Origin of the sequence: Chitinophaga sp. (assembly GCF_017745275.1) — a bacterium.
Lineage (GTDB): Bacteria > Bacteroidota > Bacteroidia > Chitinophagales > Chitinophagaceae > Chitinophaga.
Window position 1 is genome coordinate 76,923 of the sequence record NZ_JAGHZS010000001.1, and the last position, 21,236, is coordinate 98,158.

At 43.6% G+C, this 21,236-nt stretch carries 14 protein-coding genes; 8 read left to right on the forward strand and 6 right to left on the reverse strand.

The window, feature by feature from the left end:
- Nucleotides 1-74 precede the first annotated feature (74 nt).
- A complete protein-coding gene (locus tag J7623_RS00360) occupies nucleotides 75-5,144 on the forward strand; it encodes a translocation/assembly module TamB domain-containing protein (protein WP_291915859.1) in 5,070 nt (1,689 codons plus the stop codon).
- On the forward strand, nucleotides 5,128-7,641 hold the full coding sequence (locus J7623_RS00365) for a BamA/TamA family outer membrane protein (protein ID WP_291915862.1): 2,514 nt from the start codon (nucleotides 5,128-5,130) through the stop codon (nucleotides 7,639-7,641). The genes J7623_RS00360 and J7623_RS00365 overlap by 17 nt, the downstream gene beginning before the upstream one ends.
- A gap of 57 nt (nucleotides 7,642-7,698) precedes the next feature.
- Here the strand turns inward: J7623_RS00365 and J7623_RS00370 are convergent, their stop codons facing one another.
- Nucleotides 7,699-9,435, reverse strand: coding sequence for a thiamine pyrophosphate-dependent enzyme (locus tag J7623_RS00370; protein ID WP_291915863.1), 1,737 nt, complete (start codon nucleotides 9,433-9,435; stop codon nucleotides 7,699-7,701).
- A 133-nt stretch (nucleotides 9,436-9,568) separates the two neighbouring features.
- Between J7623_RS00370 and J7623_RS00375 the strand changes: the two genes are divergently transcribed.
- Both J7623_RS00375 and J7623_RS00380 read left to right on the forward strand, forming a co-directional pair.
- Complete coding sequence (locus J7623_RS00375; RefSeq protein ID WP_291915865.1) at nucleotides 9,569-10,090, forward strand: DUF2867 domain-containing protein; 522 nt, start codon at nucleotides 9,569-9,571, stop codon at nucleotides 10,088-10,090.
- Between the two features lie 46 nt (nucleotides 10,091-10,136).
- Complete coding sequence (locus tag J7623_RS00380) at nucleotides 10,137-10,532, forward strand: septal ring lytic transglycosylase RlpA family protein (protein WP_291915869.1); 396 nt, start codon at nucleotides 10,137-10,139, stop codon at nucleotides 10,530-10,532.
- Nucleotides 10,533-10,572: 40 nt separating this feature from the next.
- Here the strand turns inward: J7623_RS00380 and J7623_RS00385 are convergent, their stop codons facing one another.
- Both J7623_RS00385 and J7623_RS00390 read right to left on the reverse strand, forming a co-directional pair.
- Nucleotides 10,573-11,169: a type 1 glutamine amidotransferase domain-containing protein gene (locus J7623_RS00385; protein ID WP_291915871.1), complete on the reverse strand. Its 597-nt coding sequence runs from the start codon at nucleotides 11,167-11,169 to the stop codon at nucleotides 10,573-10,575.
- A 25-nt stretch (nucleotides 11,170-11,194) separates the two neighbouring features.
- Nucleotides 11,195-11,428, reverse strand: coding sequence for a hypothetical protein (locus J7623_RS00390; protein ID WP_291915874.1), 234 nt, complete (start codon nucleotides 11,426-11,428; stop codon nucleotides 11,195-11,197).
- 14 nt (nucleotides 11,429-11,442) lie between these two features.
- Here J7623_RS00390 and J7623_RS00395 point away from each other — a divergent pair, with 14 nt between their 5' ends.
- On the forward strand, nucleotides 11,443-12,702 hold the full coding sequence (locus J7623_RS00395) for a DUF3472 domain-containing protein (protein WP_291915876.1): 1,260 nt from the start codon (nucleotides 11,443-11,445) through the stop codon (nucleotides 12,700-12,702).
- A gap of 290 nt (nucleotides 12,703-12,992) precedes the next feature.
- Complete coding sequence (gene corA / locus J7623_RS00400; RefSeq protein WP_291915878.1) at nucleotides 12,993-14,099, forward strand: magnesium/cobalt transporter CorA; 1,107 nt, start codon at nucleotides 12,993-12,995, stop codon at nucleotides 14,097-14,099.
- Here corA and J7623_RS00405 read toward each other — a convergent pair.
- A complete protein-coding gene (locus J7623_RS00405) occupies nucleotides 14,096-14,602 on the reverse strand; it encodes a DUF2480 family protein (protein WP_291915882.1) in 507 nt (168 codons plus the stop codon). The two genes, corA and J7623_RS00405, sit on opposite strands and share 4 nt — an antisense overlap.
- Before the next feature lie 145 nt (nucleotides 14,603-14,747).
- The gene (locus J7623_RS00410; protein WP_291915885.1) at nucleotides 14,748-16,835 is read right to left on the reverse strand and encodes a peptidylprolyl isomerase; all 2,088 of its coding nucleotides are present in this window, start codon (nucleotides 16,833-16,835) and stop codon (nucleotides 14,748-14,750) included.
- Between the two features lie 772 nt (nucleotides 16,836-17,607).
- On the opposite strand from J7623_RS00410, the gene nadA reads away from it, so the two are divergent.
- Entirely contained in the window at nucleotides 17,608-18,609 is a 1,002-nt protein-coding gene (gene nadA / locus J7623_RS00415; RefSeq protein WP_291915888.1) for a quinolinate synthase NadA, read from the forward strand.
- Nucleotides 18,610-20,403: 1,794 nt separating this feature from the next.
- Here nadA and J7623_RS00420 read toward each other — a convergent pair.
- On the reverse strand, nucleotides 20,404-20,640 hold the full coding sequence (locus J7623_RS00420; RefSeq protein WP_291915891.1) for a FeoA family protein: 237 nt from the start codon (nucleotides 20,638-20,640) through the stop codon (nucleotides 20,404-20,406).
- 162 nt (nucleotides 20,641-20,802) lie between these two features.
- On the opposite strand from J7623_RS00420, the gene ybeY reads away from it, so the two are divergent.
- Nucleotides 20,803-21,228 (forward strand): rRNA maturation RNase YbeY, encoded by a 426-nt coding sequence (gene ybeY / locus J7623_RS00425; protein ID WP_291915894.1) that lies wholly within the window; start codon nucleotides 20,803-20,805, stop codon nucleotides 21,226-21,228.
- Nucleotides 21,229-21,236: the final 8 nt, after the last annotated feature.

Here is a 21,236-nt window from a genome sequence, read left to right on the forward strand (position 1 = left end):
TATCCTGCCGGTGAAGTAAACCATAAACGTGCTTTTACGTTTATATTCAATAATCGACTTTGTAATACATCATAGTGACAGAACCAGCAGAAACCGGAGAAAAACGTAGCCGCCCCTGGTGGCGATGGCTTTTATGGATAATTGTTGCGGTGCTTCTTTTGCCCGTAATGGCGGTGCTATTGTTACAACTCGATGGCGTACAAAGTTATTTAAGAGAACAGGGAGAAATATACCTGCGTAAAAAGCTACATACCAAAGTCCAGATCGGTTATCTGCGGGCCAGAGGCTGGCAATACCTCGAACTCCGCAACGTATATGTGGCAGATACCGCCAATCAGGCACTTCTTTATAGCGGCACCCTGAAAGTACATTACAACCTGCTGTCACTTATTAACAATGAACTTAGAATAGATAAGCTCGACTGGGATACCGTGTTGATCAATGTGTATAAGCACCCGGGCGACTCTGCTTTTAACTTCCAGTTTGCCATCAATGCCTTTGTAAGTCCATCTGCCAAACCAGATACGCTTGCACCAGAAACAGGTACCACCTTGCAGTTCCGGCTGAAAGATATCACACTCCGTAAAGTAAAGCTAAGCTACACCGATGCTCCTGGTGGCATGAACGCCGTAGTAACCTGGGACAGCCTGCACATAGATCCGGACGACCTGCTCGTAGATGACGGCATCTATGCTTTCAGGGGTATCTCACTGGATGGCCTCAAAGGCTTCTTCCGCCAAAGCTACGTTGGCCCGGCAATAACATCTGCCGCGCCACCACCGCCACCAGTCGAAGATACCAATAGTGCTTCGTTGCACCTGCTTCTCAAAAAACTACAAATCAGTAATAGTAGCTTCGTTTATTCCGATGAGGGCAGTGGCATTTCCACCGCCTGGAATATCGCCAGTCTATTGCTCCGAAACAGTAGCATCGATCAGGACTCTACCCACATACAAGTGGGCGATCTCACCATTGGCAGCACTACCGGCCTGGTGATGATGGTACCGGGAAAAGATACCGTTCCTGCTGCACCAAAAGATACCACCCCCAATACCTGGCAGGTTTTTGCAACACAAGTCAACCTCGACAAACTGGCTGTTAAATACGATAACGGCGGCCCGGCTCCTAAAGCCGCGGGGCCTGACCCGGATTATAATCACCTCATGCTGACCCGCTTCTCCGGAAAAATTAATAATCTCCGGTATAAGCCCGATAGTATTATGGTGGATATAAAATCGCTCACTGCACAGGATAAATCCGGCTTTACTATCCGCAAAGCTAATATGGATGTGCTGTTTACGCCGCATACCCTGGCACTGCGCAACTTCCTGCTGCAAACCAACAAAAGTATTCTCCGTAAACAAATCACGATTACCGTTCCTTCCTGGTCCGGTATTTCCGATAGGCTAGACCAGTTGGGCCTCGACGCTAACCTCGACTCCGTACACGTGTCGCTGGGAGAATGGCTTCCTTTTGTGCCCGATGCCCGGAAAAATAAATCATTTGCGCCACTATGGAATAAGGAGCTAACGCTGGCGGCTATACTAAAAGGTACCCTGGGCGATTTAAACATCAAACAATTATTCATCACCGACCACCAGGGAAATCTCATTAAAGCAGATAATGGCCAGGTACAACACGCCACCAATCCGGATCTGCTTAGCGCCAATTTACCCAATCTCTATATCCAGTCTGGTAACAAAGCTCTTCGTTCCTGGCTGCCGGCAGGCACCTTGCCGGATACACCACGCCTGCCGGAAAACATGCTCATCACCGGTATGTTCAAAGGAGGCATGAAAGACCTGGTTACCCAGTTACAACTTAAAAGCGATTACGCCAACGCTACCGTTAATGCGCATCTTATCAATATAACAGACAGTATTCGCAGTAGCTATACAGTAAGTGTTCCCTACTTCCGGGCTCATCCCGGTATCATGCTATATGATACCACCTATGGCTGGATGTCCGGAAAACTGAGCGCTACCGGGCAAGGCTATACGTTGAAACAAATGGCCGCCAAAGCTGCTATCCAGTTGAGCGAAGCTACCTATAACGCATATACGTATCATGACGTCAACGTAAATGCCGGCATCAATAACGGCAATTTCGACGCACAGGGAGAAAGCGCCGATAGCAGCATTACCGCCACCTTCAATGTTAGCGGCCAGTTGATAGATACCACTATTCAAGGGCTTAAAGTGGATATGGACCTGGCTAAAGCAGATCTGTACGCCACGCACTGGTACACCGAACCATTAACCATTCAGGGGAAGGTAATTGCTGACTTCAACAGTATTGAACCGGAACGCATTGAAGGCAGCGCCTTTTTAACCAACTGGAAAATTGCTACCAATGAACAGGTATTTCCACTGGATAGTATTGCGCTGGTGGCGAAATATGATGATCAGCAATATATCAGCCTGAAAAGCCCGTTTGGCCCCATCAATGCTTACGGGCATATGGACTATAGAAAAATAGCCGGCGCATTTACCGGCATCATCAACAAGCCGTTACTGCCGCCGGATTCTACTAACATCATAAAAATTCCAGGCGGACAAACACTGGCCTGGAACGCTTCCCTGATATGGCCTAAAAGCCTACAGGCAATGCTACCCACCCTGCACATGCAGGTTCCGTTGGTAGTGGATGGTCGTTTAAACAGCGACAGTAGCCTGCTGATACTGCATGCTAATTTGCCTAAAGTAAGTTATGATTCTATCCAGGTAGATAGCCTCCGCTTTTTTGCACGCATCCTGGATACTGCCATGCTAACCAACATCTCACTGGCCCACATGCAGCATCCTACATTTCCGCTGCAACATACCTTTCTCAGGGCCACCGCCAATACTGGCGTTGTAGATTTTAATCTTCAGCTGGATGACGTAAATAGAAAACCTAAATATAAACTGGGTGGTATCTTCACATTCCTGAAAGACAATGCCATGGAGCTTTCGTTAAAGCCCGGCCTGTTGCTCAACAAGCAACTCTGGACAGTAGCTGATGATAATATACTGCGTATAAAACATGGCGCACCGGATACTGCCAATATCAAACTGTCGCATGGAGAGCAATCCATCCAGGTAGCTACACAGCCTGATACTGGTACCGTACCGGCATTACTGGCGAATATTAAAAACTTCCAGTTGTCTACCATCACGGGGCTACTCGCCACTGATACCTTACTCGCCAATGGTACACTAAATGCAGAAGCAACGGTACACAACTGGGATAAATCTCCCCTTATACATGCTATACTGAAAGTAGACAGCCTAACGGTTAAGAATACACACATGGGTACACTGGATGCCAATGTGGAAAATACTGGCCCAGGCCAATACAAACTGATAGCGGGATTAAATGGCAACGACAATGATATTAAAGTAGAAGGGACCTACGATAGCACCATCAATGCCCAACTCAACGTCAATAAACTGAGTATGGCAGCCCTGGAACCCTTTACCATGGGAAGCGTCACACACATGTCGGGCAGCGCGGATGGGCAATTTAATATTTCCGGCACCACAGCAGCGCCTAAAGTAACAGGCAGCCTCCATTTCGATAATGCTACCGGCATGGTGACCATGATTGGCAGCACCTTCCACCTGCCGGATGAAGATATCGTGATCGACGAAAAAGGTTTCCAGCTCAACAACCTGGTGGTGGCCGACAGCGCCAACAACGAACTGGTAGTGAATGGCCGTATCAATACAAAGAACTTTACCCGCTACTTCTTTAACCTGGATGTTACGGCTGATAATTTTATGGCTTTAGGTCGCCAGCAAAATCCTGATCAATGGATTTACGGCCCGGCCTATATAGATAGCAAAGTGAAAATCCGCGGCTCGCTGGATCTTCCAAGGATTGACGCTACGGTAAAACTCCGCGATAAATCCAGTGTTACCATGACGCTGCCACAGGATGAACCCAGCCTGGCCAGCAGGGAAGGCATCGTAGAATTTGTAGACCTTTCTAATCCGATCGACTCTGCACTCCAGGCAAAACTGGACAGCCTCAAATATCAGACGACGCGGTTGAAGGGCATGTACTTGTCTGGTAACCTCGACATCACGCCGGAGTCTATCATTAAAATCATCATCGATGCACAAAATGGCGACTATGTACAGGCAAAAGGTACCGCCAGCATCAACGCTACACTGGACCCCAGCAGCAAACTCAGCTTGACCGGCCGTTATGAAATATCGGAAGGTAAGTATGAGATGTCGCTCAATCAACTCATCAAACGCTCTTTCGACATTCAAAAGGGCAGCTTCATCACTTTTAGTGGTGATGCCACCAATGCAGACCTGGATATTACAGCTAAATACACTGTAAATGCTCCGGCTTATGACCTGGTTTCTGATCAGATGCAAGGCATGACAGCAGAAAAGCGAAATACATACAAACAACGGATGCCGTTTGAAGTATACCTGATGATTAAAGGCAACCTGATGAAGCCGGATATCAGCTTCCGTCTTGACTTACCGGAAAAAGACAGGAACACCCTTGATGGTACGCCCTATAACAAGTTGAAACAAATTAATCAGTCGCCGTCCGAGCTGAATAAACAGGTAATGGGGCTGCTGGTACTCAATTCTTTTATTCCGGAAGACCCGATGAGCACCCTCGATGCCGGCAATGGCGGTGGGGTAGGACAAGCCGCTAAAAACAGTGTGAGTAAAATCCTGTCGCAACAGTTGAATAACCTCGCCGGCAACCTGATTAAAGGGGTGGATCTCAACTTTGACCTGCAAAACCAGCAAGATTATTCCAGTGGTAGTGCACAGGAAACCACCAACCTGAAAGTCGGCGCCTCCAAGCAGTTATTCAATGATCGTTTAACCGTTTCCGTTGGTTCAAACATCATGTTGCAGGGCAATCAACAAAATGCCAGTTCCCTGATTGGTGATATCTCAGTAGAATATAAACTTACCCGTGATGGCCGTTACCGGATCCGGGTATATCAAAACAATGATAACACCACCGTTATTGACGGACAGGTAGTGGAAACAGGGGTGGCTTTTGCACTGGTAATGGACTATGATGAATTCCGGGAAATTCTTCAACGTTCAAAAGCTCCTTCCGAAAAGAAAAAAGTACGCAATAAGAAAAAAAATACGACAACACCTGATGCGAATAGGAAATAGCCATATTACCTTCTTCTGTATACTGCTCTGCCTGGGATACCTGGTGATCAGCTCCTGTAGCACTACACGCACAGTGCCGGAAGGAGACCGCCTGTATACCGGCAGTGAGGTAAAATGGATAAATGATACGGTGACCGGTAAAAAGCCCCGCGATTACAGCACGCTGATGGAAGGATTGGAAAAAAGGATTCGTCCCAACAGGAACCGGAAATTCCTGGGCATGCCCATCAAATTATGGTTATATAACCTGGGCAATGAGCCTAAAGGAAAAGGATTGAATTATTTACTCCGCAAAAAATGGGGCGAACCTCCTGTATTGCTTAGTCAGGCTAAACCAGACTACACCGCTAAAGTGCTGGATGGCTACCTGGTAGATAATGGCTACTTCCAGGCCGATATGGTATCTGCCGTGAAATACTCCGGTAAGAAAAAAGCCTCCATTCATTACACGGCCACGCCTAACCACCGGTATACCATTAAGAGTGTTACGTATATAACGGATACCAGCGCCATCGGCAGATCGGTTAAGGCCACTAAACCGGAAAGCTCCCTGATACCTGGCGCTCCATATTCACTGGATTCAATCAAAGCAGAACGGGAACGCATACACGCCATGTTAAAAGAACAGGGATATTATTATTTCACCCCTGACTATCTGCTGGTACAGGCGGATAGTACCAACATGGGACAAGTAGATTTACTTGTTAAAATTAAAGACAATACACCACTGGCTGCCTTACGGCCTTATCGGATGCACGATATCACGCTGTTTCCGGATTATTCGCTGGATAATGATTCCACCTCTACTTTAGGTACTCCCATACGGTATAGAGGTATTTATATTGTTGATTCCGCGAAGCGCTTCAAACCATCCGCATTTAACCGATCCGTGTTCCTGCGTCCGGATAGTTTGTACCACCTGAGTTCTCATAATATCACCCTTCAACGGTTAATTAATCTTGGTGTTTTCAAATTCGTTAAAGGACAGTTTACCCCGGTAAGAGATACTTCTATCCACAATATTGTGGGAGGTAATCCCAACCAACCTGATAACAGAAGAGGCATTGTCGGAAGAAGGGACACGGCTGGTATTGGTAGCAGAAGAGACACGGCTGGTATTGGGTTCAAACGGGATGCTACTTACTCCCGTGATACGTCATTGGCCAGCAATTACCGGGCGATGGTAAACAACCGTGTTTCCCTGGATAGCGGATGGCTCGATGCAAAATTCTACCTGACACCCTATAAACGCCGATCCTTACAGGCGGAACTTCGTGGTACATCCAAGTCCAATGGTTTCATCGGATCTGAAGTTCGGCTAACCGCTAAAAACAGGAACTGGCTTCACTCCGCGGCCTTGCTGGAAATAGGCCTCCGTGGCGGTATGGAATGGCAAACCGGTAATAAAAGCGCCGGCGGATCCAACTCATATTCACTCGGCGCAGAAGTGGCCGTTACTTTCCCCCGGTTTATTACGCCTATCAAGGGCTTTAACATTCGCACTCCCTATGTGCCTAAAACGCGCATAAGCGCCAGTTATGAATTATACAGCCGTGCAGACCTATATAACCTAAACGCCTATACGCTGCAATTACAATATCTGTGGCAGCGTACACAATACCTCAGTCATATCTTTGCGCCTATTGCTGTAACGTATGTGTTGCCTTCTAAAACCACCGCCGCCTACGACAGTATTCTGGCCAATGATCCCAGCCAACGGTCAGCTATTGAAAAACAATTTATCCTGGGTAGTAATTATACTATCACTTACAATAATCAACGTCCCAACCAGGTACATAATTTTTACCTGAGTGGTAATGTGGATATTTCCGGCAACCTGGCAGGATTAATTGTACCCAAAAACGATACAGGTCAACGCACTATATTAGGCAATTCATTCGCCCAATATGAACGGTTTACACTGGAAGGCCGCCACTACTGGAATATCGGCAAAGGCAAACAATGGGTGAACCGACTCCTGATTGGCTATGGTTTACCTTATGGCAACTCACAAACACTTCCGTTTGTGAAACAATTTTTTACCGGAGGAAGCAGCAGTATCAGGGCCTTCAGAGCGCGTACGCTAGGTCCGGGTACCTATCGCAGTAAGGCAGCAGATACCGCAGTACTGTTGGCTAATGAAGCTGGCGACATCAAACTAGAACTTAATACAGAACTACGTGTGCATGTTGCCAGCGTATTTAATGTGGCGGCGTTTATTGATGCCGGTAATATCTGGCTGCAAAAGGATGTGCCGGATAAACCAGGCAGTAAATTCCAATTTAACTCCTTCTATAAAGAAATCGCCGTTGGTGGTGGAGTTGGTGTACGTATTGATGCTTCCATTGTAGTAGTACGGCTGGATCTGGCTATGCCATTCCGCGTTCCATCCCTACCGGAAAATGAGCGATGGGTGTTAAATAAAATTAATTTCGGAGATCCTGAATGGCGTAAGAAAAATCTAATTCTCAACATTGCCATCGGCTATCCGTTTTAACAATATCTATATTTAAAGGGAGATGACAACTTCTTTATCATCTCCCTTTAAACAATCTTACAGCACATCTTTCAGGTGCTTATAGTTCGATTTTACGGCGTCAAATACATCTTCATACCTTCCTCCCAAAATCAATTTCCCCATCCACAGCGCAAAGCCCTTCATTTGTGCAAACTCTACTTTAGGGGGCATTGCCAGTGAATCCGGGTTAGTAAACACATTTACCAATACAGGCCCCTCGGCTTTAATAGCTTGTGACAATACGGTTTCTACTTCTTCCGGCTTATGAACTGTAAACGCTGTAAAGCCCATAGCTATGGCCACAGCGGCAAAATCCGGGTTCACCATATTCGTTTGCCAGTCGGGTAGCCCGGCCACTTCCATTTCCAATTTCACCATACCTAAGGCACGATTATTAAACACTATCACTTTGATGGGCAACTTGTATTGTTTAATCGTCATCAAATCTCCCAACAGCATGGTTAAACCACCATCGCCACAGAGGGCAAATACTTCCCTGCCTGGTTGCGCAAAAGCAGCGCCTATGGCCTGGGGCATCGCATTGGCCATAGAGCCATGATTGAAAGATCCCAATAACGTTCGCTTTCCGGTACCTTCCAGGTACCGCGCCGTCCAAACGTTAGTCATACCGGTATCCACGGTAAAGATCGCATCATCAGCGGCCAGCTTGTTCAACGTAGCCGCTACATATTCCGGACTTATAGCATCTTCCTTTCCTCGATCTTCTACGTAGGTTTGCATTTTCTTTTTTACTTCCTGGTAAAATGTCTTCATTTCATCCAGGAAATTAGTGTTCGTGTGTGTTGTCAGTAATGGCGCCAGCGCTTTCAACGTATCGCTGATGTCACCGCATAGGCCTAACTCCAGTGCTGCCCTGCGACCAAGCCGCTCCGGCTGGATATCAATCTGTACAATTTTAGCTTTCGACGGCATAAACGGCGTGTACGGGAAATCGGTGCCTAACAACAATAACACATCCGCTTCATGCATACTTTTATATGCCGACGCCAGGCCCAGAAGGCCCGTCATGCCCACTTCATTAGGATTATTATACTGGATACCCATTTTAGCCCGAAAAGAATAGGCTACAGGCGCCTTTAACTGCTGCGACAAGGCCACCACCTCATCATGAGCCGGCACAGCGCCTAATCCACAATAAATGGCGATATTCTCCGCTCCGTTCAGCAAGTCCGCTAATTCCTTTAATTCAGCAGGAGAGGGGCAAATAACCGGACGTGGATGATATAGCCTGGTAGCGGTAGGAATGTCCGTGGCGTCTGCAGCAGCTACATCTCCCGGTAACCCTAATACAGCCACACCATGCTTATGTACTGCATGTTGTAAAGCAGCCTGCATCATGCGCGGCGCTTGTTCTACTGTATTCGCGATCTGGTTATAACAGCTACAATCCGCAAATAATTTAATAGTGTTGGTTTCCTGGAAATAGTCGCTGCCAAACTCGTTGGTAGCGCAGGTAGAAGCAATTGCTAATACGGAGGCGCCCGACCGGTGAGCATCATATAATCCGTTAATCAGGTGCACATGGCCCGGGCCACTACTGCCGGCACAGCAGGCCAGCCCATTTAACTGGGCTTCAGCGCCAGCGGCATAAGCACCCACTTCTTCATGCCTGACATGTACCCACTGAATACGCCCATCCCGACGCACCGCGTCATTAATATGATTCAGACTATCGCCGGTAACTGCGTAAATACGTTGAATGCCGGCGCCCACCAGCATTTCTACTAATTGATCTGCAACAAGCTTTGCCATATTTTTCTATGTTGATAAACATGAACGATAAAAACAGTTGCCAGCCAACATTGTTCATCTTCACATGTTCAATGAACCGGCCACGGAATGCATCTGTAATCCCATTAATTTTGCACTGGAAATCCAATGCCGTATGACTCGTTTAAAGCCCACACTGCCCGATAACTCTCTACTGTATAAGCAATCAGCTACTATACATTACCAGGATACCTTTGCCACTACCATTGCAGCCACACCTCCGGTAACAATCACACAAACCGGCATCGCTTTTGCCACCACAGCACCTCGGTTTGTTTCCCGGATGATGAAGTTAAGAGATCAGATAGTGGGCATTTTCGGTTTGAAAACCAGCCAAAATTTACCCGGAAATCGTCCAAGCTCACTCAATTGCGGTGATCAGCTCGGCATTTTCAAAATCTTGGAGAAAAATGATCAGGAAGTTATATTGGGAGAAAATGATAAACACCTGGACTTCCGCGTATCTCTCTATTTACAGCAACAACCCACGCAACAGCAACTGATCTGCACTACTGTGGTACATTACCATAACCTTTGGGGTAGAATCTATTTCTTCTTTGTAAAGCCGTTCCACAAGCTCCTGGTACCGACCATGTTAAAACATACCGTTGCTCATTTGCCTGTTTCCGGTAGCTAAAAGCTCCGGAAATTGATTATTTTTATACCTATCTAAATTGCTGCCAATGAAACCTATCCCTGCGCCGTTGCATCGCAATACTGTATTGATGTTTGTTATATTGCTACTGGTGGTTACTTCTTCCTGTAGCCGGAAGATCACGGAAACAGGAAAGGCTTCCTATTATGCCGATTCTTTTGACGGCAAACGAACAGCCAGCGGTGAAACCTTTCACCAACGCCACCTCACCGCAGCACATAAAACATTACCTTTTGGTACACGCGTTACCGTTGTAAATATTTCGAATGGAAAAAGTGTGAAAGTGCGTATCAACGACCGTGGCCCATTTGCCCCCGGTCGTATCATCGATCTGTCACACAAGGCAGCAGCTAAACTGGGTATGATAAATACCGGCGTTGCCAATGTGGAAGTGAAATACAAACAAAAGAAGAAGAAAAAATAAACGAACGGACGGGAAATCACCGTCCGTTCGTTTACAATACTTATCCTAACTGATGTACACCACCGCCTCCGGCGTTATTACGGCGTTGATCGTGGCGCCCTTCCTTGATTTCTTCAATCATTTTCTTACAAAAGGCCGGTAAGTCACCCGGATTACGGCTGGTTACAAGTCCATTATCAGTCACCACTTCCTCGTCTACCCATATGGCACCGGCGTTCTCCAGGTCTGTTTTTAGTGATTTAAAGGAAGTCATCTTACGACCATCCAGTTCTCCGGTTTCTATCAGTGTCCACGGGCCGTGGCAAATGGCCGCAATCGGTTTGCTGTCGTCAAAAAAACCATTTACAAAAGCCACCACCTCTTCATTGGTACGCAGCTTATCCGGATTCATCACACCTCCCGGCAACACCAGTGCATCATAATCCTGTGCTGCCACTTCTGAGATCTGTTTATCTACCGGAAATGTTTTTCCCCAATCTGTTTCTGCCCATGCACGTACCTTTTCGGCCTCAGGAGATATGATATCTACTGTAGCACCTGCATTTTTCAATGCTTCCAGGGGCTGGGTAAATTCTACTTCCTCAAACCCATTAGCTACTACCATCGCTACTTTTTTCCCTGTTAATTGATTTTCCATAAGATATTGTTTTTAAGGTGTGTTATTATATTTCGCCTTCGGCAGATGTTGAACTTTCTGCTGTTTTTCTTCTCCTCAAAAACAATTCCCAAGGCCGCATTGCCACTACATGGCCTTTACCAAAGATCAGTGCGTTTGATGCGGTGTTTCTTTTGTTGCTCATACCGTTGCTTAGGTAGAAACCGGTATTCTCATTGGTTTGTAATTTTTTACCAACGGAATTGCATTTGGAAACAGATGCGCTTTTATTTGTTGACATACAAATACAGAACAATGAACAAGAAAACACTTCTCTCAGCAATGCTGGCGTTGTGCCTGGCTGCTGATCACACTTTCGCACAAGCCCCTGCCGCAGAACTCCCCGGCTTTGCCGCTTACGCCGACCCGGTAGAGGAAGGGGTAGATATCAATTATAACAACGGCGTTATTCACTGGACAGGTAACAGTAACACCATTAACTTTTACTTTCATGCAGCGACTACCGGTCCTCTCAAGGTAGCGCTCCTCGCTAAAGCAGATGCCTCCAGTAAAGTCAGTGTATCTGTAAATGGTGTAGAAAAAACAGTTAGCATACCTAACAATAATGATTATATAAATATTCCTGTTTTACAAACGAATATTAAGAAGCCGGGCTTCTACTGTGTTTCCTTAAAAGGAGTAGAGAAAACCGGATCTGTGTATGCAGATGTTAAAGCAGTTTCACTAACCGGTGCTGCCACCAAAGATATCCAGTTCAACGCCAAGCCCTGGCGCCGCGCGGCTTCTGTACATTTAAACTATCCTGTTCCGGAGGGTAAAAATGTAGAATGGTTCTATGGAGAAATTAAAGTGCCCGAGGGAGAAGATAAACTCGGTACCTATTTCATGTCCTGCGGCTTTCACCGTGGCTACTTTGGAATGCAGGTAAATTCTCCTACTGAACGAAGAATTATTTTCTCCGTTTGGGATGCGGGTGGAGAACCGGAAGAACGTAGCAAAGTAAAGTATGAAGACCAGGTAGTGATGCTGGCAAAAGGGGATAGCGTGGATGCCAGCGGCTTTGGCGGCGAAGGTACCGGAGGTCATAGCCATTGGGTATATAACTGGAAAGCAGGTGAAAGCTATCGTTTCCTGATGCACAGCGTTCCCACCGGAAATACCACTACCTATACCGCTTACTTCTATGTTCCGGAACATAAAGAGTGGAAGCTCATCGCCAGCTTCAGAGCTCCTAAAGACGGCAAATACATGGGGCATCTTTACTCTTTCCTGGAAAACTTCTCTTTTGAAAACGGACATCTCGGACGTAAAGGCTATTTCGGCAACCACTGGATCAAAACCAATACGGGCGAGTGGATAGAGCTGACAAAAGCGAAATTCAGCAACGATGCCACCGCTAGAGCGAAAGACAGGCTTGACTACGGCGGCGGTTCAGAAAATGGTTGGTTCTACCTGTGGAACAGCGGCTTTAAACCTGCAAACGCACAATATGGTGATCAGTTCGAGCGACCCGCCACCGGCACACCACCAACAATTGTACTCCCACAATTCTAATAAGCCCTGTATAGTGGCTGATAAAACGAGGATATATCGGAGAAACGATACATCCTCGTTTTTTTCTTCAGAAAAATTTATTCGGTGACTGATGGTTAATGGTATAAATTCAATTTAAATAGTCTATATACCCCATAGGACTGATGTGACGCATTTATTTTTGACCTGCACGACAATTTTTTGGTCGAAGTCCGCTTTCCCTTCTTTATTATTAACCCGGCATAATTCCGGTTATTAACCCGATTTTTCCTTTAAATTCGGTAATAAATTCCTGATAACATCTGTTGTATATGGCATTGAAAAAGAAATTGCCTATTCCCGGCGTAGTACAAGTATTGAATCCATTCAAGGTGAAGAAGCAGCGTATCATGAACTTTAACCCTGCAGAAGGAGTTGCGCTCCGGAAGCAGGCAGATAACAGCAAAATCACCGTTTTCGATTATAATACAAGTCTTTGTTCAGAAATAGTTTTGAATAAAGTAGAGGATACGTTCAAATACATGGAGTCGCCGCAACTCAGCTGGATCAATGTGGATGGTATTAAAAAGGAAGAAGTTCATGCTATTTGTGAACAATTCCTGATACACCCATTGCTGGAAGAAGATATACTCAGTGTTGGACAGCGGGCAAAAATGGATGAAATCAACGACAGGATGTTTTGTGTGCTTCCGATGATTTACTTCAACAGCGAGTCCTCTTCGGTAGATATGGAACAGGTTAGCATTGTGCTTGGTAAAAATTTCGTGATATCGTTTCAGGAAGATCCTACCCGGGATGTGTTTGATCCGGTGCGAACCAAACTATTACTGAAAGGATCGAGAATTCGCAATGGTGGCGCCGATTACTTATGTTATGCCTTACTGGATGTAATTGTGGACAATTACTTTATTGTGATGGATAAGCTGGGAGAAAGAATAGAAATGATGGAAGACCTGGTACAACATCAGCCCAATACCCGCACCTTAGCCCGGATCAATTATTTAAGGCGGCAGGTTTTTTTATTTAAACGTGCCATTGCACCTGTTAGGGAGTTAGTGAATGGCTTCCTCAAAAGTGAAAGTGATCTGCTGGAAGATAAGGTAACTAAATATTATAAAGATGTGTATGACCACATCGTTCAGTGTAACGATCTGGCAGATAACTACCGCGATATGGTACTGAACCTACAGGAAATGTATCATACGCAACTCAACCTGAAGATGAATGAAATCATGAAAGTGTTGGCGGTAGTAACAACATTAATGGCTCCGCCAACACTTTTAGCAGGAATTTACGGGATGAACTTCCACTATATGCCTGAATTGGAAAGCAAGCACGGATACTATTATACACTGGGTGGAATGGGCATATTATTACTACTGATGATCCTGGTATTTAGAAAACGAGGCTGGTTTTAAGCCTTCTTTTTATAAACAGGCACCGTAGAGCATGGCTCTCCATACATAATACTCTTTACAACCGGGCGAAGCAAACGGGTTATTTCCGCATAGGCAATTTCCCCCACACGTTTATCACCACATCCTTTTATCACTACTCTTTTATCAGTAAAGGAAGTCACATCTATTTTAGCCAGGTTCTGCAGGTAACGGGTTTTGTGAATAAAATCGGCATCTCCAAAGGCTGCAAAAGTGGCAATAGGTTCTAACTCGGTCATTACCAACATATAGGCCCATAATGGGATCACGGCGTCTGCGCTACAGATGATGCCTACACTTTTTCCACGGAATTGTTCCCAATCCAGTTCCTTCATGGAAGCCCGAAAATCCTTTTCTTTCAGGATCAGGCCCATGAAAAGGTAATCTTTCATATCAAAAATCACGGTCTCTCCTTGCGGATAATAGTCTTCCAGATCAATGGTTTCCAATCCACTCTGCGCTACTTTATTTATAATTTCTTCCATTTTGTCCTTATTTAAGGATACAAATTTACGAATATCGGTGCAGGAATGTGAATAAGTGGGTTCTAACAGTGGGGAAAGGGTATAAATGGAAGAAGGGACGCATAATTGCGTCCCTTCTTCTTATGTCAGTAAAAAATGTAGCGGTCTAGAAAAATTTACCACGGGTATCTTTCACGTCAGATTTCTTTTTCAGCACTTCAAACAGTTGCTGATCCAGCATGGATTTAACACCTTGTTCGTATGCAGCCTGTTGAGTAGCTACGTCCTGAGCTGGTTGAGCAGATGGCTGGAAGCTATCTACCTTAATTACATATACACCAGCGTTTCCTTCAATAGGAGCAGATACTTTAGCGGTACCCCAGCTTTTGTTGAAGGTAGCACCTGCAACGCGAGGTTCAAAGCCCAGGGAAGCAATAAACGGTGTAGCAAAAGTTACACCTTCCGCTTTCAGCACAGGCTGATTAGTTGCTTTGGCTGCTGCATCAAGGCTGGCAGGAGTTTGCAGTTTAGCAATAATCTGTTCTGCTTTTTTGTGCTTTTTAACTTCTGCTTCCACACGAGGTCTTACATCTTCCAGGGGAGCAGTACCTTCTTCGCGAACACTGGTTAAAATAGCTACTACGTATTTGTCGTCGAAAGTAAATACCGTGCTGGCATCACCTTTCTTTGCTTCATACGCCCAACGCACCAGTTCACGTGCTTGTCCGATACCAGGGATCACGAAATCCATTGGGCGAACGTTGTCAGCAATTTTCTTATCCAGTTTACCTTCCTGTACTGTTTTTTCGAAAGCAGCAGCAGTACGGGCTTTACCAGCGAAGTCACTTGCTGAGCTGTATGCAGTGTTATTGGTTTCTTTACTAGCTTCTACAGATTTACCGAGGTAAGCCACTTTAATAGCCGGACCAATATTTTTCTGATCCATAATCTGGATAACGTGATAACCAAATTGGGTTTTTACCACTTTCACCTGGCCTTTTGCTCCATCAAAAGCAAATTCTTTGAATTCAGGTACAAAAGGAGAAGAAGGAGTTAAATCATATTCTCCGCCAGTTTGTTTGCTGCCCGGATCATCGCTGTATTGAGCTACCAGTGCTTTAAAGTCGGCACCACCTTTTACAGCTACTTCAATGCTGTCAGCGCGTTTTTTAGCCACTGAATCAGCTACGCCCATTTGTGGGTTAGAAGCGATGAGGATGTGACGAACTTTAACGCTATCGGGCATATTTTTACGATCTACCATTTTCGCATATACGATCAGGTTATTATCATAATATGGTCCGAAGATAGCACCAACAGGCAAGTTCACGATAGAATCTTTCTGTGGAACTTTTGCTTCGTTCTTAGAAATATAGCCATCGTAATATTTAATATCAGAGTTACGGTTAATAAAACCGGCAACATCTTTAGTAGTGTCGAGTTCTTGTTTCATAGCAACAATCTGTTGGATTGCTGCCGCTGAATCCGCAGCCGAAGGAATAGCATCAAAAGACACATATTCTACTTTACGGGATTCTTCTACTTTAAACAATTGCTTGTGATCCTGGATAAAACGGTTCAGTTCAGCATCTGTTACTTTAATGGTAGAATCAGAAATGGTAGCATAAGGAACACTTACATAAGAAACAGTAGCAGATTGACTGTTATCTTCCTGTTGTTGTTTTGCCAGCCATTTAGGGTAGTATACACCTTGTTTAATAAGGGTCACATACTTTTGTTGTTCCTGGTACTTAGCAATATAAGTTTCCAGTTGGTGGAAACCTTCACGAACCTGGGGATTGGTAGGTGCTTGTTGGATGGCTTGTTGCAAAGCAGCACGGTCAAACTGACCATCACGTGTAAATTGCTGTACAACTACCGGATTAGGGTTTTTACCTCTTATCTGGTCTACCACTTCTGCTTCAGTTACAACGATGCCCAATTTTTTGTACTGAGCCTGCATAATTTGTTCATTCAGAAACTGGTTCCAAACCTGTTCACGGATATATTGACGTGTTTGGTCGTCAATATTAGGCATTTGCTGACGGGCATTATTTTCCGCGTCCTGAATACGGCGTTGATAGTCTGCTAAGTCCAGATCTTCACCATTTACTTTACCCACGCTTGTACTGCGACGGGAGAGAGAACTTTTGCCAAAGAAGGCATCCTGCAACAGGAAACTAACAATAGCCAGGCAAATCACTACAACGATCATGACGGCGTACTTGTCCCTGATTTTCTGAATTACTGACATATATTATATAGTCTACATTTTTAAGGATAGCAAAAATAGAATAAAATAACTGTAACTGCAAAAGAGTATTTTAAAGCCTGAAACGCAATACAGTAAAGGGTTTCAGGATGGTATAACACTTTTGTGGACTATGTATGATTCACAGGTTTTCCACATGGAGCAGTTATTCACAACCTGTTTTTTTCCAGGGTTTTAATGTTTTTAAACGCTCGCTATTGCTGGTATTTTGATAAAAACGGGGCGATAATCACATAAAAGGGTTATTCACAAATGTTAAAAAGCGGTTTTAGGGAATCCACATAAAAATGTGAATAAAACAGGGCTAATTTAGACGTGTATGCATTTTGACCATTTTTCATTCCCAGCGAATTCTTTTCCACAATTGATGTGTAAAAACCCCTGTAAAACGTAAAATAACGTGGGAAAAGGTGCCTTTAGACACAGGTAAAACTAATTTTGTTATTGTGGTTAAATTTACCCTTAAAAAATGGAGATGTGAATTGTGGATAGTAAATGCCATCTTTTAACATTTTCCTAATACAGGGTAGCGCAAAAAGATTTTCACCAACAACGATATCCACGTATGTGGATGAAAACATGAAAATCCAGTAATGACGCGGAAAGAGCATGTTAATTTCATGTGGAAAGCGTAGTAAAAAGGAATAACAACTACATTTGTACACGAGCGGAAAATTTAATTTCCACATATTCACAGCCCTAATAGTAGTGGGCTTTTTCTTTTAAATATTTAAAGAAGTATATAGCTATGATTATGGAAATCGCTGAAGCGAAAAAAAATTTGCAACACAACGGATTTTTGGATATATCAGTCGATCCCTCCCTGGATTTATTTGAAGCGATAGAAAATCTGAAAAAGAAGAAAAATGCGATTGTACTCGCTCACTATTACCAGGAACCAGATATCCAGGATATCGCAGATTATATCGGAGACAGTTTAGGCCTCAGCCAACAGGCGGCCAAAACCGATGCCGACATAATTGTTTTTGCCGGAGTTCACTTTATGGCGGAAACGGCAAAAATTCTGAGTCCACAGAAGAAAGTGCTTTTACCGGATCTCAAAGCAGGGTGTTCACTGGCTGATAGCGCGCCACCAGAGCTGTTTAAGAAGTTTAGAGACCGTTACCCGGACCATATCGTGATTTCGTATATCAACTGTTCAGCGGGTATCAAGGCACTCAGCGATATCATTTGTACGAGTTCTAATGCCGAAGAAATCATTAAAAGCGTCCCTCACAATCAGCCCATCATCTTTGCACCTGATCGGAATTTAGGGGCTTATTTGATCAAAAAAACGGGTAGAGACATGGTGCTTTGGAATGGCGCCTGTATGGTACACGAGATTTTTTCCCTGGAAAAGATCACAAAATTGAAAATTCGTCACCCGAAAGCCAAAGTGATAGCGCATCCGGAATGTGAACCAGCAGTTTTAGCTATTGCTGACTACATTGGTTCTACAACAGGGTTGCTGAAATTCAGTCAACGTGACGATGCACAGGAGTATATTGTGGTTACTGAAACGGGAATTTTGCACCAGATGCAAAAAGAGAATCCTGGAAAAACTTTTATACCCGCTCCACCTAATAATGCATGCGCTTGTAATGACTGTCCACACATGAAATTGAATACGCTGGAGAAATTGTACTTGTGTATGGAATACGAACAGCCGGAAATAACTATGGAAGAAAGCCTGAGAATTGCCGCTAAAAAGCCAATTGAAAGAATGCTAGAGATTAGTGCAGCAGCTGGACTTTAATATAACTATTTGATTTTCATTATTATTTGAATAATATTTATTAGTTATAATAAATATTTAAAAACACGAAGGCCGTGAGAATTTAATATTCTCACGGCCTTCGTGTTTATGTACGAATCGATTAATTCTCAGCGTGTTATAAGCGGTGTGAGAATTGAATATTCGTTGGGGTTTCGCAGTGTCTACTTGAAAAATGAAACCAGGAAAAAGACGAACAGGGAAATTGAATGTTAAAAACCGTTTGAATTTAATTTTTAGGGTGCTGAGAATTTAAAAAAAAAATTTACCGTTGGGTAGGTGAAGGATTTGTTCAAATATTAAATTCTCAGCGCCTTGATAGTCTTATGAGAATGGCATATTTAGCTTTTTCATGAGCAGCTATGCGCATTTTTGATTTTATGACACGTTGAGCAGTTATTTTTTGAAGGCTCTGAGATTTGAATATTATTTATTTTTCCCGGGTTATGCCGGGTGAGTCTTTTTTGCGTTATTCTCAACGCCTTTATTTTTTCATCGCTTTAAGCTTCTTTATCCTCTTTTTAGGGGTCTAAACCTGAGGCAGGCTGCTATTCATTTACTTCTTTTGAAGCAGGTTTAGCGATTCGGATGTACATCACGTTTGATTTTTTGAGTGCTCTGAGAATCTCATATTTTACTACATCATTGGGGTACCCCACGAACTTTTGATACGATTCATTCTCAAGCGACTTGTAGTACGCTGAGAATTAGATCGATATTGGGGTATCCTTGTACTTGATTTTTTTACAGGATTCTCAGCGCACTCTGAAGGCCCTGAGAATTCAATATTTTTTATTTTTCTCAATGGAGTTGGGTTGGGAGATTTTTATGTAAACCTCATCGCCTTCTGAGTGCGCTGAGAATTGAAAATTTGCGATTATATCAGCGGACATTTGGTGTAGATGAAATTCATGAGATTCTCAGCAGCAGATGAGGGCCCTGAGAATTCAATATTTTTGGCGGGTGCTAGCTGTATCTAACTTGAATAAATTAAATGAAACGTGGGAGCCTTACTAATGCGCTGAGATTTTGATATTGTCCAGTTTTTTTAACGGAACCAGGATTTATGCTTCAATAGCAAGGAGGAGCGCTTGTGAGTGTGCTGAGATTTTATTATTTCTAAATAATCCGGGGTTACTCCGAATCTGGAAATTTTATTGGTTTGTCAACGAATTGATGAGGTCATTAGATTTTAATATTCAGGGGCTGACCGGAAGAATTGTTGATGTGGAGTTTTTAGATCATTCTCATTGCACTTGCAAGACGCTGAGATTGTTAATTTTTCTTCCTGAGTTTAGAGGAGTAATGATAATTGAGTTTACAAAGGTTTCATTGAAAAGAAAAAGTTGCGTCGAAATAGGAGTATAGCAAACAGCTTAGATTGTTTATGTCAGCATAAATTCTGTGGATAAAGTAGGGGAGTCCACCAATTTTTAGAAAAAATTTTTTTCCTTTCAAAAGTTGCGTTCAAATGTGGAAAAAAGACGTTTTTTTCTATAGGAATCAAGATTTTTAAGCGAAATGAGGCCAAAATGTGGAAAAAAGCCGAAAAATTTTTCTTTTTTCTTAAAAAGCTAAATTTTTTTTTTGCTTTTGGATCTTCTGTTTGTTGGAAAAGGGCAGCTTTTCGCAAAAAAATGTGGAAAAATGGCAAAAAAAATTTCGTTTTTATCGGTGTTTTTTTTTAAATTTTTTGCTTTTGGAATCGCAAATCAGGAGGGAGGAGAGGGAAAAAATGAAATTTTTGGGAGGTTTTTTGGGAAAAAGTAGAGGAAACTAAATTTCCTCTACCCAAATATGATCTGCTTCTGTTTTTCTGAGTGATAAATTATATCCAGCTACCATAATGGAGATGGGGTCTCCGAGTGGCGCAATCTTTTCTATTTTTACAGTTTCACCAGGTACGCAACCCATTTCCATCAGCTTAATATGAAGGTCGTCTTTTTCGAATTCTATAATAATTGCACTTTTTCCTGTTGTCAGGGAAGATAATTTTATAATGCCCTTTTTCATTTCCTGCTTATTAATCTGTTTAAACTTTGTTCCGGGACAATTGGGAAACTTACGTATGAATGATAAGCAAAGGTACCCTTGTAAGCCCAATATGCAAAAAGAAAGGTCGTTCAATCCAAAATTTCACTTTACTTTTACATCCACTTAATTTTTTTGGTTTAAATGGCAATTCAATTTACATCGCACGAAGTAAAAGATTATTTAAAGGAGAAGCGGAAGTTGAAATTATTCCTGGCTGAGCTTTTCTCCACGGAAGGGCAAGGTCTGAAAAGTTTGCATTTTGTTTTTTGCAGTGATGCTTACTTGTTAGAGATTAATAAGCAATTCTTGCAGCACGACACCTATACCGATATAGTGACGTTTGAAATGGGCGAGGATCCTACAGTTACGGAGGGAGAAATTTATATAAGTGTAGACAGGGTATTAGATAATGCAGAGAAGTTTAAGGTCACTATTAGTCATGAGCTGCATCGCGTAATTTTTCATGGTGCGCTACATTTATGTGGATTTAAGGATAAGAGTAAGAAAGAATCTGCTTTGATGCGAAGCAAGGAAGATGAATACCTGGAGAAGTATTTTGGAAAGTAATATAGCAT